This is a genomic window from Pseudomonas sp. NBRC 111132 (assembly GCF_001320565.1).
Taxonomy (GTDB): Bacteria; Pseudomonadota; Gammaproteobacteria; order Pseudomonadales; family Pseudomonadaceae; genus Aquipseudomonas; species Aquipseudomonas putida_P.
This window is the reverse complement of sequence record NZ_BCBI01000084.1, coordinates 1-17,478: the sequence shown is the minus strand read 5'-3', so window position 1 is coordinate 17,478 and position 17,478 is coordinate 1. Positions and strand designations below refer to the sequence as shown.

At 61.6% G+C, this 17,478-nt stretch carries 15 protein-coding genes and 1 tRNA gene; all 16 read right to left on the bottom strand.

Going from position 1 to position 17,478, the window contains the following annotated elements; genetic code table 11:
- Positions 1–114 precede the first annotated feature (114 nt).
- Positions 115–205: transfer RNA gene (locus tag APH35_RS26295), tRNA-Ser, on the bottom strand.
- A 72-nt stretch (positions 206–277) separates the two neighbouring features.
- Complete coding sequence (gene csrA, locus APH35_RS26290) at positions 278–466, bottom strand: carbon storage regulator CsrA (RefSeq protein WP_003254503.1); 189 nt, start codon at positions 464–466, stop codon at positions 278–280.
- A 167-nt stretch (positions 467–633) separates the two neighbouring features.
- Positions 634–1,869 (bottom strand): aspartate kinase, encoded by a 1,236-nt coding sequence (locus APH35_RS26285; RefSeq protein ID WP_012273556.1) that lies wholly within the window; start codon positions 1,867–1,869, stop codon positions 634–636.
- Positions 1,870–1,953: 84 nt separating this feature from the next.
- On the bottom strand, positions 1,954–4,578 hold the full coding sequence (gene alaS, locus APH35_RS26280) for an alanine--tRNA ligase (RefSeq protein WP_041166554.1): 2,625 nt from the start codon (positions 4,576–4,578) through the stop codon (positions 1,954–1,956).
- A 316-nt stretch (positions 4,579–4,894) separates the two neighbouring features.
- Complete coding sequence (gene astE / locus APH35_RS26275; RefSeq protein ID WP_012273558.1) at positions 4,895–5,902, bottom strand: succinylglutamate desuccinylase; 1,008 nt, start codon at positions 5,900–5,902, stop codon at positions 4,895–4,897.
- 10 nt (positions 5,903–5,912) lie between these two features.
- Positions 5,913–6,203, bottom strand: a complete 291-nt coding sequence (locus APH35_RS26270) for a hypothetical protein (RefSeq protein WP_012273559.1) — start codon at positions 6,201–6,203, stop codon at positions 5,913–5,915.
- Positions 6,204–6,217: 14 nt separating this feature from the next.
- On the bottom strand, positions 6,218–7,567 hold the full coding sequence (gene astB / locus APH35_RS26265; protein WP_012273560.1) for an N-succinylarginine dihydrolase: 1,350 nt from the start codon (positions 7,565–7,567) through the stop codon (positions 6,218–6,220).
- Between the two features lie 23 nt (positions 7,568–7,590).
- Positions 7,591–9,054, bottom strand: coding sequence for a succinylglutamate-semialdehyde dehydrogenase (gene astD / locus APH35_RS26260; protein ID WP_060515757.1), 1,464 nt, complete (start codon positions 9,052–9,054; stop codon positions 7,591–7,593).
- The gene (gene astA, locus APH35_RS26255) at positions 9,055–10,083 is read right to left on the bottom strand and encodes an arginine N-succinyltransferase (protein ID WP_012273562.1); all 1,029 of its coding nucleotides are present in this window, start codon (positions 10,081–10,083) and stop codon (positions 9,055–9,057) included.
- A gap of 78 nt (positions 10,084–10,161) precedes the next feature.
- Positions 10,162–11,181, bottom strand: a complete 1,020-nt coding sequence (gene aruF / locus APH35_RS26250) for an arginine/ornithine succinyltransferase subunit alpha (protein ID WP_012273563.1) — start codon at positions 11,179–11,181, stop codon at positions 10,162–10,164.
- Between the two features lie 135 nt (positions 11,182–11,316).
- Complete coding sequence (locus APH35_RS26245; protein WP_012273564.1) at positions 11,317–12,537, bottom strand: aspartate aminotransferase family protein; 1,221 nt, start codon at positions 12,535–12,537, stop codon at positions 11,317–11,319.
- Between the two features lie 307 nt (positions 12,538–12,844).
- Positions 12,845–13,825, bottom strand: coding sequence for a transcriptional regulator ArgR (gene argR, locus APH35_RS26240; RefSeq protein WP_012273565.1), 981 nt, complete (start codon positions 13,823–13,825; stop codon positions 12,845–12,847).
- A gap of 98 nt (positions 13,826–13,923) precedes the next feature.
- Positions 13,924–14,688, bottom strand: a complete 765-nt coding sequence (locus tag APH35_RS26235) for an ABC transporter ATP-binding protein (RefSeq protein WP_012273566.1) — start codon at positions 14,686–14,688, stop codon at positions 13,924–13,926.
- A gap of 22 nt (positions 14,689–14,710) precedes the next feature.
- Positions 14,711–15,409, bottom strand: a complete 699-nt coding sequence (locus tag APH35_RS26230) for an ABC transporter permease (RefSeq protein WP_012273567.1) — start codon at positions 15,407–15,409, stop codon at positions 14,711–14,713.
- Positions 15,406–16,095 (bottom strand): ABC transporter permease, encoded by a 690-nt coding sequence (locus APH35_RS26225; RefSeq protein WP_012273568.1) that lies wholly within the window; start codon positions 16,093–16,095, stop codon positions 15,406–15,408. Before APH35_RS26225 ends, APH35_RS26230 begins: the two co-directional genes overlap by 4 nt.
- A gap of 88 nt (positions 16,096–16,183) precedes the next feature.
- Entirely contained in the window at positions 16,184–16,969 is a 786-nt protein-coding gene (locus tag APH35_RS26220) for an ABC transporter substrate-binding protein (protein ID WP_012273569.1), read from the bottom strand.
- Positions 16,970–17,478: the final 509 nt, after the last annotated feature.

Genomic DNA, 17,478 nt, shown 5'->3' with positions numbered 1-17,478 from the left:
ATGAGTCCATGTCTTGCCGCGCATTATAGGTCGCTGAAACATTTTTGCAAGAACGTTTTCGTTTAAAATCAACTACTTAGCGTTCTTACCGTTTGCAGCGCCCTACGCAAATAATGGCGGTGAAGGGGGGATTCGAACCCCCGATACCCTTATGAGGTATACTCCCTTAGCAGGGGAGCGCCTTCGGCCACTCGGCCACCTCACCGCAACACGAGGCGAATATTAAAGAACCTCTTTCACCTTTGCAACCCTTTTTTTGAAAAAAACTTCAAAAAAATTAAAGGCTTGGCTCTTCATCCTTCTCTTTCTTGATCCGCAGGTAGATTTCCTCGCGGTGAACAGCCACTTCTTTCGGGGCGCTGACGCCAATACGCACCTGGTTGCCTTTGACGCCAAGCACCGTCACGGTGATCTCGCCGTCTCCAATGATCAGGCTCTCGGCGCACCGACGAGTCAGAATCAACATAGCTTTCTCCTTACGCGAAACATTCAGGGGTAACAGTCTTGGGTTTCGAGGCAGGGTCGTGGACGACGACCTTAGCCCCGGTTACTCGCTGCACAGGCCAGGACAGGGCCTGTGCAACGAGCAGAAACGCGAAGGGCGCGGCAAGCCGCGCCCTTCCAGGCAGCGCCTTACTCGCCCTGTCGGGCAGGGGCGTCCAGCTCGAACGCGGTGTGCAGCGCGCGTACGGCCAGCTCCAGGTACTTCTCTTCGATCACTACCGAAACCTTGATTTCGGAGGTGGAGATCATCTGGATGTTGATACTTTCCTTGGCCAGCGCTTCGAACATGCGGCTGGCGACACCGGCGTGCGAACGCATGCCGACGCCAACGATCGAGACCTTGGCGATCTTGGTGTCGCCGATCACTTCACGGGCACCGATTTCGCGGGCAGTGTTTTCCAGCACGCTTTGCGCCTTCTCGTACTCGTTGCGGTGTACGGTGAAGGTGAAGTCGGTGGTGTTATCGTGGGCAACGTTCTGCACGATCATGTCGACTTCTATGTTCGAAGCACTGATCGGGCCGAGGATCTTGAAGGCCACGCCCGGGGTGTCCGGCACGCCGCGAATGGTCAGCTTGGCTTCATCACGGTTGAAGGCGATACCGGAAATGATCGGCTGTTCCATGGATTCCTCTTCATCAATGGTAATGAGGGTACCCGGACCCTCCTTGAAGCTGTGCAGCACGCGCAGCGGAACGTTGTATTTGCCGGCGAACTCCACCGAGCGGATCTGCAGCACCTTGGAACCGAGGCTGGCCATTTCCAGCATCTCTTCGAAGGTGATCTTCTCCAGGCGCTGGGCCTGCGGCACGACGCGCGGGTCGGTGGTGTAGACGCCATCGACATCGGTGTAGATCTGGCACTCATCAGCCTTCAGCGCCGCCGCCAGGGCCACGCCGGTGGTGTCGGAGCCGCCACGGCCCAGGGTGGTGATGCTGCCGTGCTCGTCGACGCCCTGGAAACCTGCAACCACGACCACGCGGCCTTCCTTGAGGTCGGCACGAATTTTCTGGTCGTCGATCTGCAGGATGCGCGCCTTGTTGTGCGAGCTGTCGGTGAGAATGCGCACCTGGTTGCCGGTGTAGGACACCGCTGGCACACCACGCTTGATCAAGGCCATGGTCAGCAGGGCAATGGTGACCTGCTCACCGGTCGACACGATCACATCCAGCTCACGAGGAACCGGCTGATCGGTAATCTGCTTGGCCAGGTCGATCAGGCGATTGGTTTCACCGCTCATGGCCGACAGCACAATCACCAGGTCGTCGCCTGCCTCACGGTGTTTCTTGACCTTTTCGGCTACCTGCTCGATCCGCTCGATGGAACCGACAGAGGTGCCGCCAAATTTCTGTACGATCAACGCCATTTCAATGGTGCCTCAGCCCATACAGGGCCCCAAAAAACAATCCAACATGAAGAGGCCGGTGACTAGACCACCGGCCCCTTCATCTCAAAGTCCCTGCTCTGCGAATGGCACGGCCAGCGCCAGGGCCTGGTCCAGCGCGGCGACGTCGACGCCACCACCCTGGGCCATGTCCGGACGGCCACCGCCCTTGCCACCCACCGCCGCAGCGGCTTGTTTCATCAGATCGCCAGCCTTGAGTTGGCTGGAGAGGTCCTTGGTCACGCCGGCCACCAGCACGACCTTGCCCTCATGCTCGCTGCCCAGCAGGATCACTGCGTGGCCGAGCTTGTTCTTCAGCTGATCGACCAGGGCCAGCAGGGCCTTGCCGTCCTGCCCATCCAGGCGGGCGGCGAGCACCTTGGCACCTTTGACCTCAACGGCCGCGTTGGAGAGATCGTCCCCGGCGGCGCTGGCGGCCTTGGCCTGCAGCTGTTCAAGCTGCTTCTCCAGCTGGCGGTTGCGCTCAAGCACAGCCGACAGCTTGTCGATCAGGTTGTCGCGGTTGCCTTTGACCAGTTGCGCGGCTTCCTTGACCTGCTCTTCGGCAGCGTTCAGGTAGGCCAGCGCAGCGGCGCCGGTCACCGCTTCGATACGGCGCACGCCAGAGGCCACGCCGCCTTCGCTGATGATCTTGAACAGGCTGATGTCACCGGTGCGCTTGGCGTGGATACCGCCGCACAGCTCCACCGAGAAATCGCCGCCCATGCTCAACACGCGCACAGTGTCGCCGTACTTCTCGCCGAACAGCGCCATGGCGCCTTTGGCCTTGGCGGTTTCGATGTCGGTCAGTTCGGTTTCAACGGCAGTGTTCTTGCGCACTTCGCGGTTGACGATGTCTTCCAGTTGCTTGATCTGCTCTGGCTTCAGCGCTTCGAAATGGCTGAAGTCGAAACGCAGGCGCTGGCTGTCGACCAGCGAGCCCTTCTGCTGCACGTGCTCGCCCAATACCTGACGCAGCGCTTCGTGCAACAGGTGAGTGGCGGAGTGGTTCAGCGAGGTGGCATGCTGCACGTCGGCATCGACCTTGGCCTCGACTGGCGAACCGATCACCAGCGCACCGCTGGCGACCACACCGTGGTGCAGGAAGGCACCGCCAGTTTTGGTGGTGTCGCGCACGTCGAAGCGTGCAGCGCCAGCCTGCAGGAAGCCGGTATCACCCACCTGGCCGCCGGACTCGGCGTAGAACGGCGTGCGGTCGAGCACGACCACGCCCTGCTCGCCTTCACCCAACTGGTCGACGGCCTGGCCGTCCTTGTACAGGGCAATGATCTTGCCTTGGGCTTCGGTGGCGTCGTAACCGAGGAATTCGGTGGCGCTGTCGACTTTAACCAGGCTGTTGTAATCCATGCCGAAGGCGCTGGCGGAACGGGCACGCTCACGCTGGGCATCCATCTCGCGCTCGAAGCCGGCTTCGTCGATGGTCAGCTCACGCTCACGGGCAATGTCGGCAGTCAGGTCCATCGGGAAGCCGTAGGTGTCGTACAGCTTGAACACCACGTCGCCCGGCACCACGTCACCTTTGAGCTGGGCCAGGTCTTGCTCGAGGATACGCAGGCCCTGCTCCAGGGTCTTGGCGAACTGCTCTTCTTCGGCCTTGAGCACGCGCTCGATGTGCGCTTGCTGGCTCTTCAGTTCCGGGAAGGCTTCGCCCATTTCAGCAGCCAGTGCCGCAACGATCTGGTAGAAGAAGCTGCCCTTGGCGCCCAGCTTGTTACCGTGACGGCAAGCGCGGCGAATGATGCGGCGCAGCACGTAGCCACGGCCTTCGTTGGACGGCAGCACACCGTCGGCAATCAGGAAGCCGCAGGAACGAATGTGGTCGGCGACGACTTTCAGCGAGGCCTGGCCGTCATTGCTGCAACCGATGGCCTTGGCCGCGGCCGCCAGCAGGTTCTGGAACAGGTCGATCTCGTAGTTCGAGTGCACGTGCTGCAGCACGGCGCTGACGCGCTCCAGGCCCATGCCGGTGTCCACCGACGGCGCTGGCAGCGGGTGCAGCACGCCATCGGCGGTGCGGTTGAACTGCATGAAGACGTTGTTCCAGATCTCGATGTAGCGGTCGCCGTCTTCTTCTGGCGAGCCGGGTGGGCCGCCCCAGATGTCCGGGCCGTGGTCGTAGAAGATCTCGGTGCATGGGCCGCACGGGCCAGTGTCGCCCATGGTCCAGAAGTTGTCGGAGGCGTACGGGGCGCCTTTGTTGTCGCCGATGCGCACCATACGCTCGGCCGGCACGCCGACTTCCTTGGTCCAGATGTCGTAGGCTTCGTCGTCAGTGGCGTAGACAGTGACCCAGAGCTTTTCCTTGGGCAGGTTCAGCCACTGCTCCGAGGTCAGGAAGGTCCAGGCGAAGGTGATGGCATCGCGCTTGAAATAGTCACCGAAGCTGAAGTTGCCCAGCATTTCGAAGAAGGTGTGGTGACGCGCGGTGTAACCGACGTTTTCCAGGTCGTTGTGCTTGCCACCGGCGCGCACGCACTTCTGGCTGCTGACGGCGCGGGTGTAGGCGCGCTTCTCTGCACCGAGGAAGCAGTCCTTGAACTGGTTCATGCCTGCGTTGGTGAACAGCAGGGTCGGGTCGTTGTTCGGGATCAGCGAACTGGAGGCGACTCGGGTATGGCCTTGCTCTTCGAAGAAGCGAAGGAAGGCTTCACGGATTTCTGCGCTTTTCATAGGTTCTTCCACGGAAACGGCGGCCCTGTTGGGCAAACACGTCGACGAAACGACGGCAAAGGGCCGCATTATATCGGTCCTGCAAGCTCGATGCAGTGTGTTTATACGATAGAAACTGTCGTTTGGACGGTTTTTCGGGCTATGCAAACGAAAATGACATGACCGGATGCTAAATCCTGTGTTTCGCCACTGGCAAGCCAATTACCGCTTATGGGAAGGGAAAATGGAACAGGCGGTGAATTAAAAGAGTTTCATGGGAATCATCACGCAAGGCCGCTCCCCAAAAAGCGACTCCCACAGCAGCAGCCATAGCGCATCAGCCTAGCCGCTGCCCCGAATCCGGCACGATCAGGATACCGGCGCGCAAACCGTTCCTGACCTTGGGGTTGGGGAAGATGATGCGCGCGCCCTCCTCCTCGACCACCCAGCGCATCTCGGCCAGGTCTTCGGCCAGCAGGTAGCCCTTGCTCAGCTCGGAGAAGTTTTCGATATCCGCCGGCAGGTGCAGGTGGAAGCTGTCGCTGTGCTTGATGATTTCACGGGAAACACTGAACAGTTGCAGGCCATCCAGCGAGCTTTCGCCTTCTGGTTCGGTCGCCTCGATGATGCGGATCAGCCGCTCTTCCAGCTTGTCGAGGTTGACCTGCTCGTTCTGGCCGAACGGGCGGGCCTTGCCCAGTTCCAGCGTGAAGGCTTCGGCATCCAGCTGTTCATAGGTGAATGCGCTGAAGGTGATGGACGACTTGCTTTGCAGCAACACCGCTTCCATACCCGCCGCCGCCAGGCGCGCCAGTTCGCGACGGGAGTGCTTGCGCCCTTCTTTATAGGGATACAAGGCGAATTGTTCGATCTTCGAACCACGGATGGCCGTATGCAGGTCGTAATGCAGCCGGCTGCGCCCCGGCTTGCTGAAGAACACCCTGGCAAACTGTTCCAGCTCAGCGGCGCGCAACGCCTCGAAACCGCTGGAAAGCTCGTGACGGCCATTGAAAAGGCGGTTGATGTCCTGCTCGATGAAGCGCTCGCCCTTGCGGATTGCCACCGGGTTGCCGAACAGGAACAGCAGGCGCGCCCTGGGTTTGATCTTGCCGTTGGCCACGCCGTGCAGCAGCCGCTCCAGCAATTCGATCGGCGCCGTCTCGTTGCCATGAATGCCGGCGGACAGCAGCAAATCCAGCCCGCAATCCTCGCTTTCAGCCGGGCGCACTTCAAGCGCACCCTCCCCCAGCCAGCGCAAACGCGCGCCCTTGGGTGTCACTTGGGTCTTCTCGGCCGGTTCGTGATCGGTGAGGGTCAGCTCAAGCAATTTGCCAAGGGCGAGCATAGGTACTTCCTTAGTGGTGGTGGCCGCAGTCAGGGCCATGGACGTGATCGTCGCCTTCGCCAAGCTCCGCCGGCTCCATTTCCAGCTGCAGGCTGACCAGGTTGGTGGCCATCGGGCGCAGCAGCAGGTTGGCATATTCGGTGTCGTCTTCCTCGACATCCACACCGATCAGCAACTGGCCACGGCCGTCTTGCTGAATCCACACTTCCTTGCCTTGCCAGACCACGGCAAAGCGGGTGCAGGAAGTTTCCAGCTGGGTGCCGTCTTCATCTTCAAGGATCAGGCGCAGGGCGTCGGTCATTACAAAGTCTCTCTTCAAGGTTGGCGTTGGAACGGATACACCGAGCCCAACTTCAGGATCTGGGTCAATTCGTCCAGTGCCGTACGGCATTCCACCAGCAATTGCGGGTCGGCCAGGTCTGCTTCGCCAAGGCGATCGCGGTAATGCCTGTCGACCCACTGCAGCAGCGTGTCATACAGCGAGGCCGTCATGATAACGCCTTGATTGACCGCTGCCAGTTCCGTTTCCTTCAAAGCCACGCGCAAACGCAGGCAGGCCGGGCCACCGCCGTTCTGCATGCTCTGCTTGAGGTCGAATATCTTGACCTCATTCACCGGGCCGCCCTGGCTGGTCAACTGGCCCAGGTAGGCCCAGACCCGCTCGTTGTTGCGGCACTCTTCCGGCACCACCAGCAGCATGGAACCATCGTCGCGGCTTAGCAGCTGGCTGTTGAACAGGTAGGAACGCACCGCGTCCTCAACCGTCACCGCTGCCCGTGGCACGCAGATGGCCTGGAAGTTGCCACCCTTGCTGGCCAGTTTAGCTCGCAGCTGGCCAAGCACTGCGTCAGTCTCGAGGAACGCGTCCTCGTGGTAGAACAGCACTTCGCCGTTACCCACCGAAATCACATCATTGTGGAACACACCCTGGTCAATCACCGCCGGGTTCTGTTGAGCGTAGACCACGCCGTCATCGCTCAGGCCGTGCAGCCGAGCCACGGCCTGAGAGGCCTCCAGGGTTTGCCGCGCCGGGTACTTCTGCGGCGCCGGGTAACGGCTGTCGAAGGCACTGCGGCCGTATACGAAGAACTCCACACCCGCCTCGCCATAGGCACTGCAGAAGCGCGTGTGGTTGGCCGCGCCCTCGTCACCGAACTGTGCCACGGCAGGCAGCGCCGGGTGGTGGGCAAAGTGTTTCTCGTTGTTGAACATGGCGCCCAACACCCGGCTGGTGGTCGGATGCTCGATGCTGCGGTGGTATTTGCAGTTGAGGTTGGCGGCAGTGAAGTGCACGCGGCCGTCCGCAGTGTCGGCACTGGGGCTTACGGTTGCGGCGTTGGCCACCCACATGCTCGAAGCCGAGCAACTGGCCACCAGCAGCGGCATGGCATCGGCGGCGGCGCGCTGGATGACTTCGGCATCACTGCCGCTGAACCCCAGGCGGCGCAGCGCGGCCACATCCGGGCGCTCCTGCGGCGCCAGCACACCTTGCTTGAAGCCCATGTCGGCCAGCGCTTTCATCTTCGCCAGGCCCTGGCGCGCCGCCTCACGCGGGTTGGACCCCTGCTGGCTGTTGCTCTGCGAAGCCACGTTGCCGTAGGACAGGCCGCCATAGTTGTGGGTTGGCCCCACCAGGCCATCAAAATTCACTTCATAGGATTTCATCGGCTAGGCTCCGTGACCTGTTGTTATAGGGTGACGCCCGGCGTCAGGGTCGCCGGCAAGGCAAGGCTGGCAGTCTCCAGCGAAGCCACGGGGTAAGCGCAGTAGTCAGCCGCGTAATAGGCACTGGCGCGATGGTTGCCACTGGCACCCACGCCACCGAACGGCGCACTGCTGGCGGCACCGGTCAGCTGTTTGTTCCAGTTGACGATGCCGGCGCGGCTGCGCAGCCAGAAGTACTGGTAGCGGGCGCGCGAATCGGACAACAAACCAGCGGCCAGGCCGTACTGGGTGTTGTTGGCTTCATCGATCGCAGCATCGAAGTCGACGTAGCGGATCACCTGCAGCAGCGGGCCGAAGAACTCCTCGTCCGGGCGCTCATCCACGGCAGTGACATCGATGATGCCAGGGGTCAGCAGTGCGGCATCGGCCTGTGGTTGGGTCATTTCCAGCAGCTTCACGCCACCTTTGGCGGCCAATTCGGCCTGAGCTGCAATCAGCGCCCGCGCTGCCTGCAGCGAAATCACCGACCCCATGAACGGCGCCGGCTGTTCATCGAACGCCCCCACCGTGATGGTTTTGCACACGTCGACCAGGCGCGCGATCAGCGCATCGCCCCAGCTCCCTTGCGGCACCAGCAGGCGACGCGCGCAGGTGCAACGCTGGCCGGCGGAAATGAACGCCGACTGGATAATGGTGTACACCGCCGCGTCCAGGTCCTTGACCTCATCCACCACCAGCGGGTTGTTGCCACCCATTTCCAGGGCCAGGATCTTGTCTGGGCGCCCGGCGAACTGTTGATGCAGAAGGTTGCCGGTGCGGCTGGAGCCGGTGAAGAACAGGCCATCGATACCCGGGTTGGCGGCCAGCGCCACACCGGTTTCGCGCGCGCCCTGTACCAGGTTCAGCACACCCGCCGGCAGGCCGGCGGCAATCCAGCAATTGACGGTCAGCTCAGCGACCTTGGGGGTCAGCTCGCTGGGCTTGAACACCACACAGTTACCTGCCAAAAGCGCCGGCACGATATGGCCATTGGGCAGGTGCCCGGGGAAGTTGTAGGGGCCGAACACCGCCACCACACCGTGGGGCTTGTGCCGCAGAACGGCCGTGGCATCGGCCAGCGGGCCGCTCTTTTCACCGGTACGCTCGCGGTAGCTTTGTACCGAAATCGCGACCTTGTTGATCATGCTGGTGACTTCGGTCGCCGATTCCCACAGCGGCTTCCCGGTTTCCTCGCCAATGCACTGGGCCATGGCTTCGGCATGCACTTTCAACTGCGCGGCAAACTTCTCCAGCACATCAATACGCGCCTCCAGACTCAACTGCGCCCAAGCAGGGAAGGCTTGCCGCGCTGCCTGCACGGCAGCATCCACCTGGCTGGCCTCTGCACCCTGCCCTTGCCAGACCACGGCTTGCGTCACCGGGTTCAGCGACTGCAGGGTTTCGCCCTGGCCGGCCTGCCAATTGCCTGCGATGTAATGCGTGGTCATTTACTGGGCCTCCCGGCTTGCCGACAGCGGCACGGCGCGCACATTGTCGCCAGCGCCCATGCGCAGGCGCTTGGCGGTCAGCGGGTCGACCACCAGGGTGCCGGCTGCCAGCCGCGCAGGTGCAGCCGTGATACGGCAGTCGTCGCGCTTGCGGTTGTGGATGATGAAAGGGGTGGCGTCATCGCCTGGCGTCCCTACCGCCAGCACCAGGGTCTGGCTCTCGCGCACGGCGCGGATCTTGGCGGTGTCGCATTCGATGGCCGGGCCTGCATCGAAGATATCGACGTAGCCCTGGTAGTTGAAGCCCTCCTGCTTGAGCATCGCCAGCGCCGGCTCGGTGTCTTTGTGCACGCGGCCGATCACGTTGCGCGCTGCCTCGGACAGGAAGCAGGTGTACAGCGGGAACTTGGGCATCAGTTCGGCAATGAACGACTTGTTGCCCACGCCCGTCAAGTAGTCGGCCTGGCTGAACTCCATCTTGAAGAAGTGCCGGCCCAGGCTTTCCCAGAAAGGTGAACGGCCCTGTTCGTCAGACATACCGCGCATTTCGGCAATGATCTTCTTGCCGAACAACTCTGGGAACTCGGCAATGAACAGCATACGTGCGCGCGACAGCAGGCGGCCATTGAGGCCAGAGCGGTAGTCGCTGCGCAGGAACAGCGAGCACAGCTCGGAATTGCCGGTCAGGTCGTTGGCCAGGAACAGCGTCGGGATTTCGCGGTAGATCTTCAGCTCCTGCGAGGCGCTGACCGTAAGGCCGACCCGGTAGTTGTACCACGGCTCGCGCAGACCTACGGCACCGGCAATGGCACTGATGCCCACCACCAGGCCTTCGTCGTTTTCCAGCACGAACAGGTAGTCGGTGTCGCCACGCTCCGCTTCACCGCGGAAGCTTTTTTCCGCCCAACCAACGCGATGCCCCAGGCGTTCTTCGTTGGCCGGCAGCGTGGTCAGCCCGGTGGTGCCGGTGCTGCGTGCCAATTCGATCAACGCAGGCAAATCGCTGCTGCGTACAGGACGAACGATCATGCTATCTCCTTGTGCGGCGGCATCTGCCGGCGCGAAACTCTGCTAACGCATCAATCCCGAAACGTCTGTTGCCAGACCTCAGACCGCGACCAGGCGCACGCTGGCGCCCTCGCCCACGCCCAGCGCGTCGGCTGCAGCCACGCTCAGGCTGACCGGCTTGCCGGGCACCCAGTCGAGGTCCAGCAGCACCGCGCGGTAGTCCTGCAACTGGCCGTTGCACACCAGGTACGGGCGCCCGCCCTTGACCGGGGCGTCTTCGATTTTCACCGGCGCCACCCGGCTCTGGGCGATCGAGCGAATACCCGAGGTGCGTGCGTGCAAGGTCGGGCCGCCGTCGAAAATGTCGATGTAGTGCTCGGTCTCGAAGCCTTCACGCATGAGGATGTCGAAGGTGATTTGCGCGCGCGGGTGCACCTGGCCCATGGCTTCCTGCGCCAAGTCAGGCAGCAGCGGCACGTAGATTGGGTAGTGCGGCATCAGCTCGGCGAGGAAGGTACGGCTCTTGAGCCCGCACAGGCGTTCGGCGTGGGCATAGTTGAGGTCGAAGAAATTGCGGCCGATGGCATCCCAGAACGGCGATTCGCCCTGTTCGTCGCTGTAACCGACGATTTCGGTTACCACCGAGTCGGCGAAGCGTTCCGGGTGCGCGGCCATGAACAGCAGGCGACCGCGCGAGTTGAGCTCGGCCCAGCCACTGTTCACCAACTCCGGCAACACATAGAAGCTGGTCAACAAGCTGTTGCCGGTCAAATCGTGGCACAGCGACAGCACGTGGATCTTGTTGTGGATCTTCAGCTCGCGCGAGGCGTGCACGAAGGTCTCGTTACGAAAGCTGTAGAACGGCTCGGAGTAGCCGGCCGAAGCGACGATGGCCGAACAGCCGACCAGCTTCCCGGTGTTACTGTCTTCGAGCACGAAAAAGTAGCTTTCTTCACCGTTGAAGCTGACCTCGGCGGCGAAGGATGTCTCGGAGGCGGCAATCTTGTCGCCCAGGCGAGCAGTGTCGTCCGGCAGCGAGGTGACACCAATGGGGCTGTCTGCAGCCATGCGCTGCACTTCGTTCAGATCAGCCATTTGCGCGGGGCGCATCACCAGCATGGTGTCACTCCTTTGGAATACGGGCCGCTGACGGCGGCACGGATAAACGGCAGGCGCTTGGGCACCTGCACTGGAATCGGGTATCGCCGGCCCGGTTCAGCCATGGCTGGGACCGGCGAGAGGACCGCAGGCGGGTCAGCCTTGGGTCAGTGTGGCCACGGCGCGCTCGAAGCGGTCCAGGCCTGCATCGATGTCGGCGTCTTCAACCACCAGGCTTGGCGCGAAGCGGACCACGTCCGGGCCGGCCTGCAGCACCATTACGCCTTCTTTCTCGGCCGCGTTGAGCACGTCCTTGGCCTTGCCTTGCCAGGCTTCGGTCAGCACGCAACCCAGCAGCAGGCCGACACCACGCACCTGGGTGAACAGGTTGTACTTCTGGCCGATCTGCTCCAGGCGGGTTTTGAAGCGTTCGTGCTTGGCCTTGATGCCGGCCAGGGTTTGCGGGGTGTTGATAACGTCCAGCACCGCACAGGCAACGGCGCAGCCCAGTGGGTTGCCGCCATAGGTGGTGCCGTGGGTGCCAACGGCCAGGTGCTTGGCCAGCTCGGTGGTGGTCAGCATGGCACCGATCGGGAAGCCGCCGCCCAGGCTCTTGGCGCTGGTCAGGATGTCCGGGGTCACGCCGTAATGCTGGTAGGCATACAGCGAGCCGGTGCGGCCCACGCCAGTCTGCACTTCGTCGAAGATCAGCAGGGCGTTGTGCTCGTCACACAGCTTGCGCGCGCCTTCCAGGTAGGCCTTGTCGGCCGGCACCACGCCACTTTCGCCCTGGATCGGCTCGATCACCACGGCGCAGGTCTTATCGGAAATCTGCGCCTTCAGTGCTTCCAGGTCGTTGTAGGGCACGTGGCTGATACCGGTGATCTTCGGGCCGAAGCCGTCGGAGTACTTCGGCTGGCCACCGACGCTGACAGTGAACAGGGTGCGACCGTGGAAGCTGTTCACGGTGGCGATGATTTCGTGCTTTTCAGGGCCGAAGCGATCATGGGCAACGCGACGGGCCAGCTTGAAAGCAGCCTCGTTGGACTCGGCGCCAGAGTTGCAGAAGAACGCGCGGTCGGCAAAGGTAGCGTCCACCAGCTTGTGAGCCAGGCGAAGGGCCGGCTCGTTGGTGAACACGTTGGATACATGCCAGAGGGTGTTGGCCTGTTCGGTCAGGGCCTTGACCAGTGCCGGATGGCAGTGACCCAGGGCGTTTACCGCGATACCACCGGCAAAGTCGATCAACTCGCGACCCGACTGGTCCCAGACGCGGGAACCCTCGCCTCGCACAGGAATGAAGGCCGCCGGAGAATAATTGGGAACCATGACCTGGTCGAAATCGGCACGTTGCACCGGGGCTTGCTCAACGGACATCTGAGTCTCCTGAAGAGGAACGCTGGCCTGGAAGTGGCGAGCGATGGGGGGATTGTAAGGACTGATCCGCGCCTGTCCTTGCGGCCAAGCGACAACTTGTTACAGCGCAAAACCCTGTTTGGACAAGGTTTTCGGCAATGCGACAAACACTGTCGCAATCGCGCAGTGTACGGGAGAGAGGGGGCTGGGTGAACGGGTGTTCACATAGGTTTGTGAGGGGCAGGATGTCCGGCGATGTTCGTCTGGCGCCTGTGAGATCGAGCGCTGCCTTCACCCCCAAGCCATACGCCCGGAATCCCCCGAAAGATCAGCCTTTTTCGGCAGGCGCCGAACTCAGCTCGAACGGGCTGCTGCTGCGCCGCTGGTTACGGTCTTCCCGTGGCGTTGCACCAAAGAAGTTGCGATAGGCGCTGGAAAAATGCGGCCCCGAAGAGAAGCCACAAGACAACCCGATCTGAATGATCGACTTGCTGGTCTGCATCAGCATTTGCCGCGCCTTGTTCAGCCGCAGCTCCAAATAGTACTGGCTGGGCACGCGGTTCAGGTACTGCTTGAAAATGCGCTCCAACTGCCGACGCGACACGCAAACATGCTGGGCAATTTCGTCGGTGGTCAGCGGCTCTTCGATGTTGGCTTCCATCAGCAGCACTGCCTGAGTCAACTTGGGATGGCTGGACCCCAGGCGGTTCTGCAGCGGAATTCGCTGGCGCTCGCCACCCTCGCGAATGCGCTCGACCACCAGCTCTTCCGACACCGCCCCGGCCAGTTCCGCCCCGTGATCGCGCGCCAGCACCGCCAACAGCAGGTCAGTCACGGCCATGCCGCCACAGGCGCTAAGGCGGTCACGATCCCAATCGAACAAGTGGCTGGTGGCGATCACTTTAGGGAAGCGTTCGGCAAAATCATCTTGCCAGCGCCAGTGCACCGCAGCGCGGTAACCATCGAGCAGCCCCAGCATTGCCAAGGGATACACCCCGGCAGACAGGCTGCCGATCATGCAGCCACTGCGCGCCAGTTGCTTGAGCGCCGCCGACAAGGCAGCCCCCATCGCCGCAGGCGGCTCATCCGCCAGCAGAAACAACTTGTGGCAACCCTCCAGGCGGCCGTTCCACGGTTCGCCCGGCAGACGCCAGGCGCCATCCTGCGCAGGTTCAGCCTGCAGGAAGGACAACTCGTAGATCACATCCGGATGCACCCGCTGCGCCACCTGCAACACTTCCTCGGCCAGCGCCAGGGTCAAAGGCCTGGTGCTGGGCCAGATGAGAAAACCGATTCGCTGGGTGGTCATAGGGTGCGGTCCGAAACCTGAGGTCGTTCTAGTCTGTGCGCCGGGTCAGGCTGCGCTTGCCGCGCAGCATGCCCTATTCTGGTGCAAAAATGCAGCTTTTACTTCAGGCTGCCGGAGAGGAACTGCTTCAGGCGCTCCGACTGCGGGTTGGCCAACACTTCACGCGGGCAGCCGGTTTCTTCCACCAGGCCTTTGTGCAGGAACACCAGCTGGTTGGACACCTCTCGAGCAAAACCCATTTCGTGGGTCACCACCACCATGGTCCGGCCCTCCTGGGCCAGCGCCTGCATCACTTTGAGCACATCACCTACCAGCTCGGGGTCGAGCGCCGAGGTCGGCTCGTCGAACAGCATAACCTCCGGCTCCATCGCCAGCGCCCGGGCAATTGCCACACGTTGTTGCTCACCACCCGACATATGCCCAGGGAAAGCATCCTTGCGGTGAGCGACACCGACCTTGGCCAGGTAGTGCTCGGCCTTCTCCAGCGCCTCCTTGCGGCTCACGCCCAGCACGTGCACTGGGGCTTCGATGATGTTCTCCAGCGCGGTCATGTGCGACCACAGGTTGAAGTGCTGAAACACCATCGAAAGGCGCGAACGCATGCGCTGCAACTGACGCGGGTCGGCAGCCTTCAGCGCGCCGTCCTTGCCGGCGACCAGCTTGAGCTCTTCGTTGTTGAGCAGGATCTTGCCGGCGTGCGGCTGCTCCAGCAGGTTGATGCAGCGCAGGAAGGTCGACTTGCCTGATCCGCTGGAGCCGATGATGCTGATAACGTCGCCGGCCTTGGCCGCCAGAGAAACGCCCTTGAGCACTTCGTGGCTACCGTAGCGCTTGTGCAGGTCTTGGACTTCGAGTTTGTACATGCTGTCGATTCTCACAAAGCGGTCAGTGCTTGCGCGGCGCCAGGTAGCCGAGCCAGCGGCGTTCGGCCATCTTGAACAGGCGCACCAGGATGAAGGTCAGGCACAGGTAGAACACGCCCGCCGTGATATAGGCCTCGAAAGGCAGGTAGTACTGGGCATTGACCGTGCGTGCGGCACCGGTGATGTCGATCAGGGTGACGATCGACGCCAGGCTGGTGGTCTGCAGCATCATGATCACTTCGTTGCTGTACTGCGGCAGCGCCCGGCGCAGGGCCGACGGCAGCAGGATGCGGCGGTACATCTTCATGCGCGACATGCCCATGGCCTTGGCCGCCTCGATCTCGCCGTGCGGCGTGGCCTTGAGGCTACCGGCGATGATTTCGGCGGTGTAGGCACTGGTATTGATGCCGAACGCCAGGCAGGCGCAGAAGGTGGCACTGGACAGCAACGGCCAGAAAATACTTTCGCGCACGGCCTCGAACTGAGCCAGGCCGTAATAGATCAGGAACAACTGCACCAGCATCGGCGTGCCGCGGATCACGTAGGTGTACAGCCATGCAGCCAGATTGACCACAGGCTGTTTGGATACCCGCATCAGGCCCAGTGGAATAGCCGCCAGCAGGCCGAAGAACAGCGAGATCGCCAGCAGCTTGAGGGTGGTCAGCAGCCCGCCGAAATACAGCGGCAATGCCTCCCAGACCACGTTGTAGTCAAAGATCATAGTTCAGCCACCTTGACGCCTACCGAGTAGCGGCGCTCCAGATACTTCAGGGCCAGCAGCGAGACACTGGTCAGCACCAGGTACAGGGCCGCCACCGCCAGGAAGAAGGTGAACGGCTCGCGGGTGGCATCCGCCGCCTGCTTGGCCTTGAACATCATGTCCTGCAAACCGACCACCGAGATCAGCGCGGTAGCCTTGGTCAGTACCAGCCAATTGTTGGTGAAGCCAGGGATCGCCAGGCGAATCATTTGCGGCACCTGGATGCGGAAAAATACCTGACGATTGCTCATGCCATAGGCCACGCCCGCTTCGGCCTGGCCCTTGGGAATACCCAGGAACGCGCCGCGGAATGTTTCCGACAGATAGGCGCCAAAGATGAAGCCCAGCGTACCGATACCTGCAATCAGCGGGTTCAGGTCGATGTAGTCTTCGTAGCCGAGCAGCGGCGCCACTCGGTTGATGATGTCTTGCCCGCCGTAGAAGATCAGCAGGATCAGGACCAGGTCCGGAATGCCACGGATCACCGTGGAATACAGATCGCCCAGCCAGGCCAGCCAGCGCACCGGCGACAAGCGCAGCGCTACGCCGATCAGGCCGAGCACGATGGCCAGGGCCATCGACGACAGGGCGAGCTGCAGCGTCAGCCACGCCCCGTCGAGGATGACTGCCCCGTAGCCTTTCAACATGATGAGGTCCTCGACCTAGAGAATGAAAAATGGTGCAAACCTCAGAGCCTCTGCTGTTTGCACCATTGCACAGGTGAAACCCGACGTCTTAGTTCGAGTCTGGACCGTAGATGTCGAAGTTGAAGTACTTCTTCTCGATTTCTTTGTACTTGCCGTTTGCACGGATGGCGTCGATGGCCGCATTGATACGGTCGACGTTGGCCTTGTCACCCTTGCGCACCGCGATGCCGATGCCGTCACCGAAGTACTTGGCGTCGGTGAAGGCCGGGCCTACGAAGGCGAAGCCCTTGCCGGCGTCGGTCTTGAGGAAACCGTCTTCCAGCAGGGTGGCATCGGCCACGGTACCGTCGAGACGACCAGCCGCCACATCGAGGTAGATTTCGTTCTGGGTGCCGTAAGGCACCACGGTGGCACCTTTGGCGCCCAGCACTTCCTTGGCGAAGCGATCGTGGATCGAGCCGCGTTGCACGCCAATCTTCTTGCCTTTGAGTTCATCCAGGCTGTCGCTGACAGTGGTGCCGTCCTTCATGACCAGGCGCGCCGGGGTCAGGTAGTAGCGCTTGGTGAAGTCAACCGATTTCTTGCGGTCATCGGTGATCGACATGGACGACAGGATGGCGTCGATCTTGCGCACTTTCAGCGCCGGGATCAGGCCGTCGAACTCCTGCTCGACCCAGGTGCACTTGGCTTTCATCTCTTCGCACAGGGCGTTGCCGATGTCGTAGTCAAAACCTGCGATGCTGCCGTCAGGTTGCTTGAAGGCGAAGGGTGGGTAGGCGGCTTCGATGCCGATTTTCAGCGGTTTTTCATCGGCCTGCGACACCAGGGAAAACACAGACAGCGCCAGGGCGCCAAGCAGTGCGAGCTTCTTCATCAGGTAACTCCATCGGTACGGGGCAATACAAGGCAGGTAACGGCTGCCCGATATGCGAATGAGTACAACGCGAGCCGCGCAGGGTTCGACCAAGGCCGCATACCACGAGCGAGTGAGTGGCATTTTAACGACAGCCCGGTAGTCGATATTTCTTCAAAGCGACAACTACTTACAGAAGCGCCTGAAACCGCTGCGGGCGATGTTGACAGCCATTGCAAATTATGCAAAAGCGCAAGAAATAGAACCTTTAGACCTAGCAATTCCTGGGCCTATTATTGGCAAAGCCTTGTACTACGGCAAGTGTAGCGTGCTGTGTTGCACAAAATGGCTACTGGAATGCACCGAAATGGCCCGGATTTGTTTCCTGGCGCCCCGAACCTGTGCGGAAACGGTGACAGAAGAGTTACCGATGAATGTCGGGTAACAGTAAAGCAAAAACCCCGCCGGTTGCCCGGGCGGGGTTCTCTGATGCCTGCACACCCCCTGTAGGAGCGGCCCGCGCTCTGCCT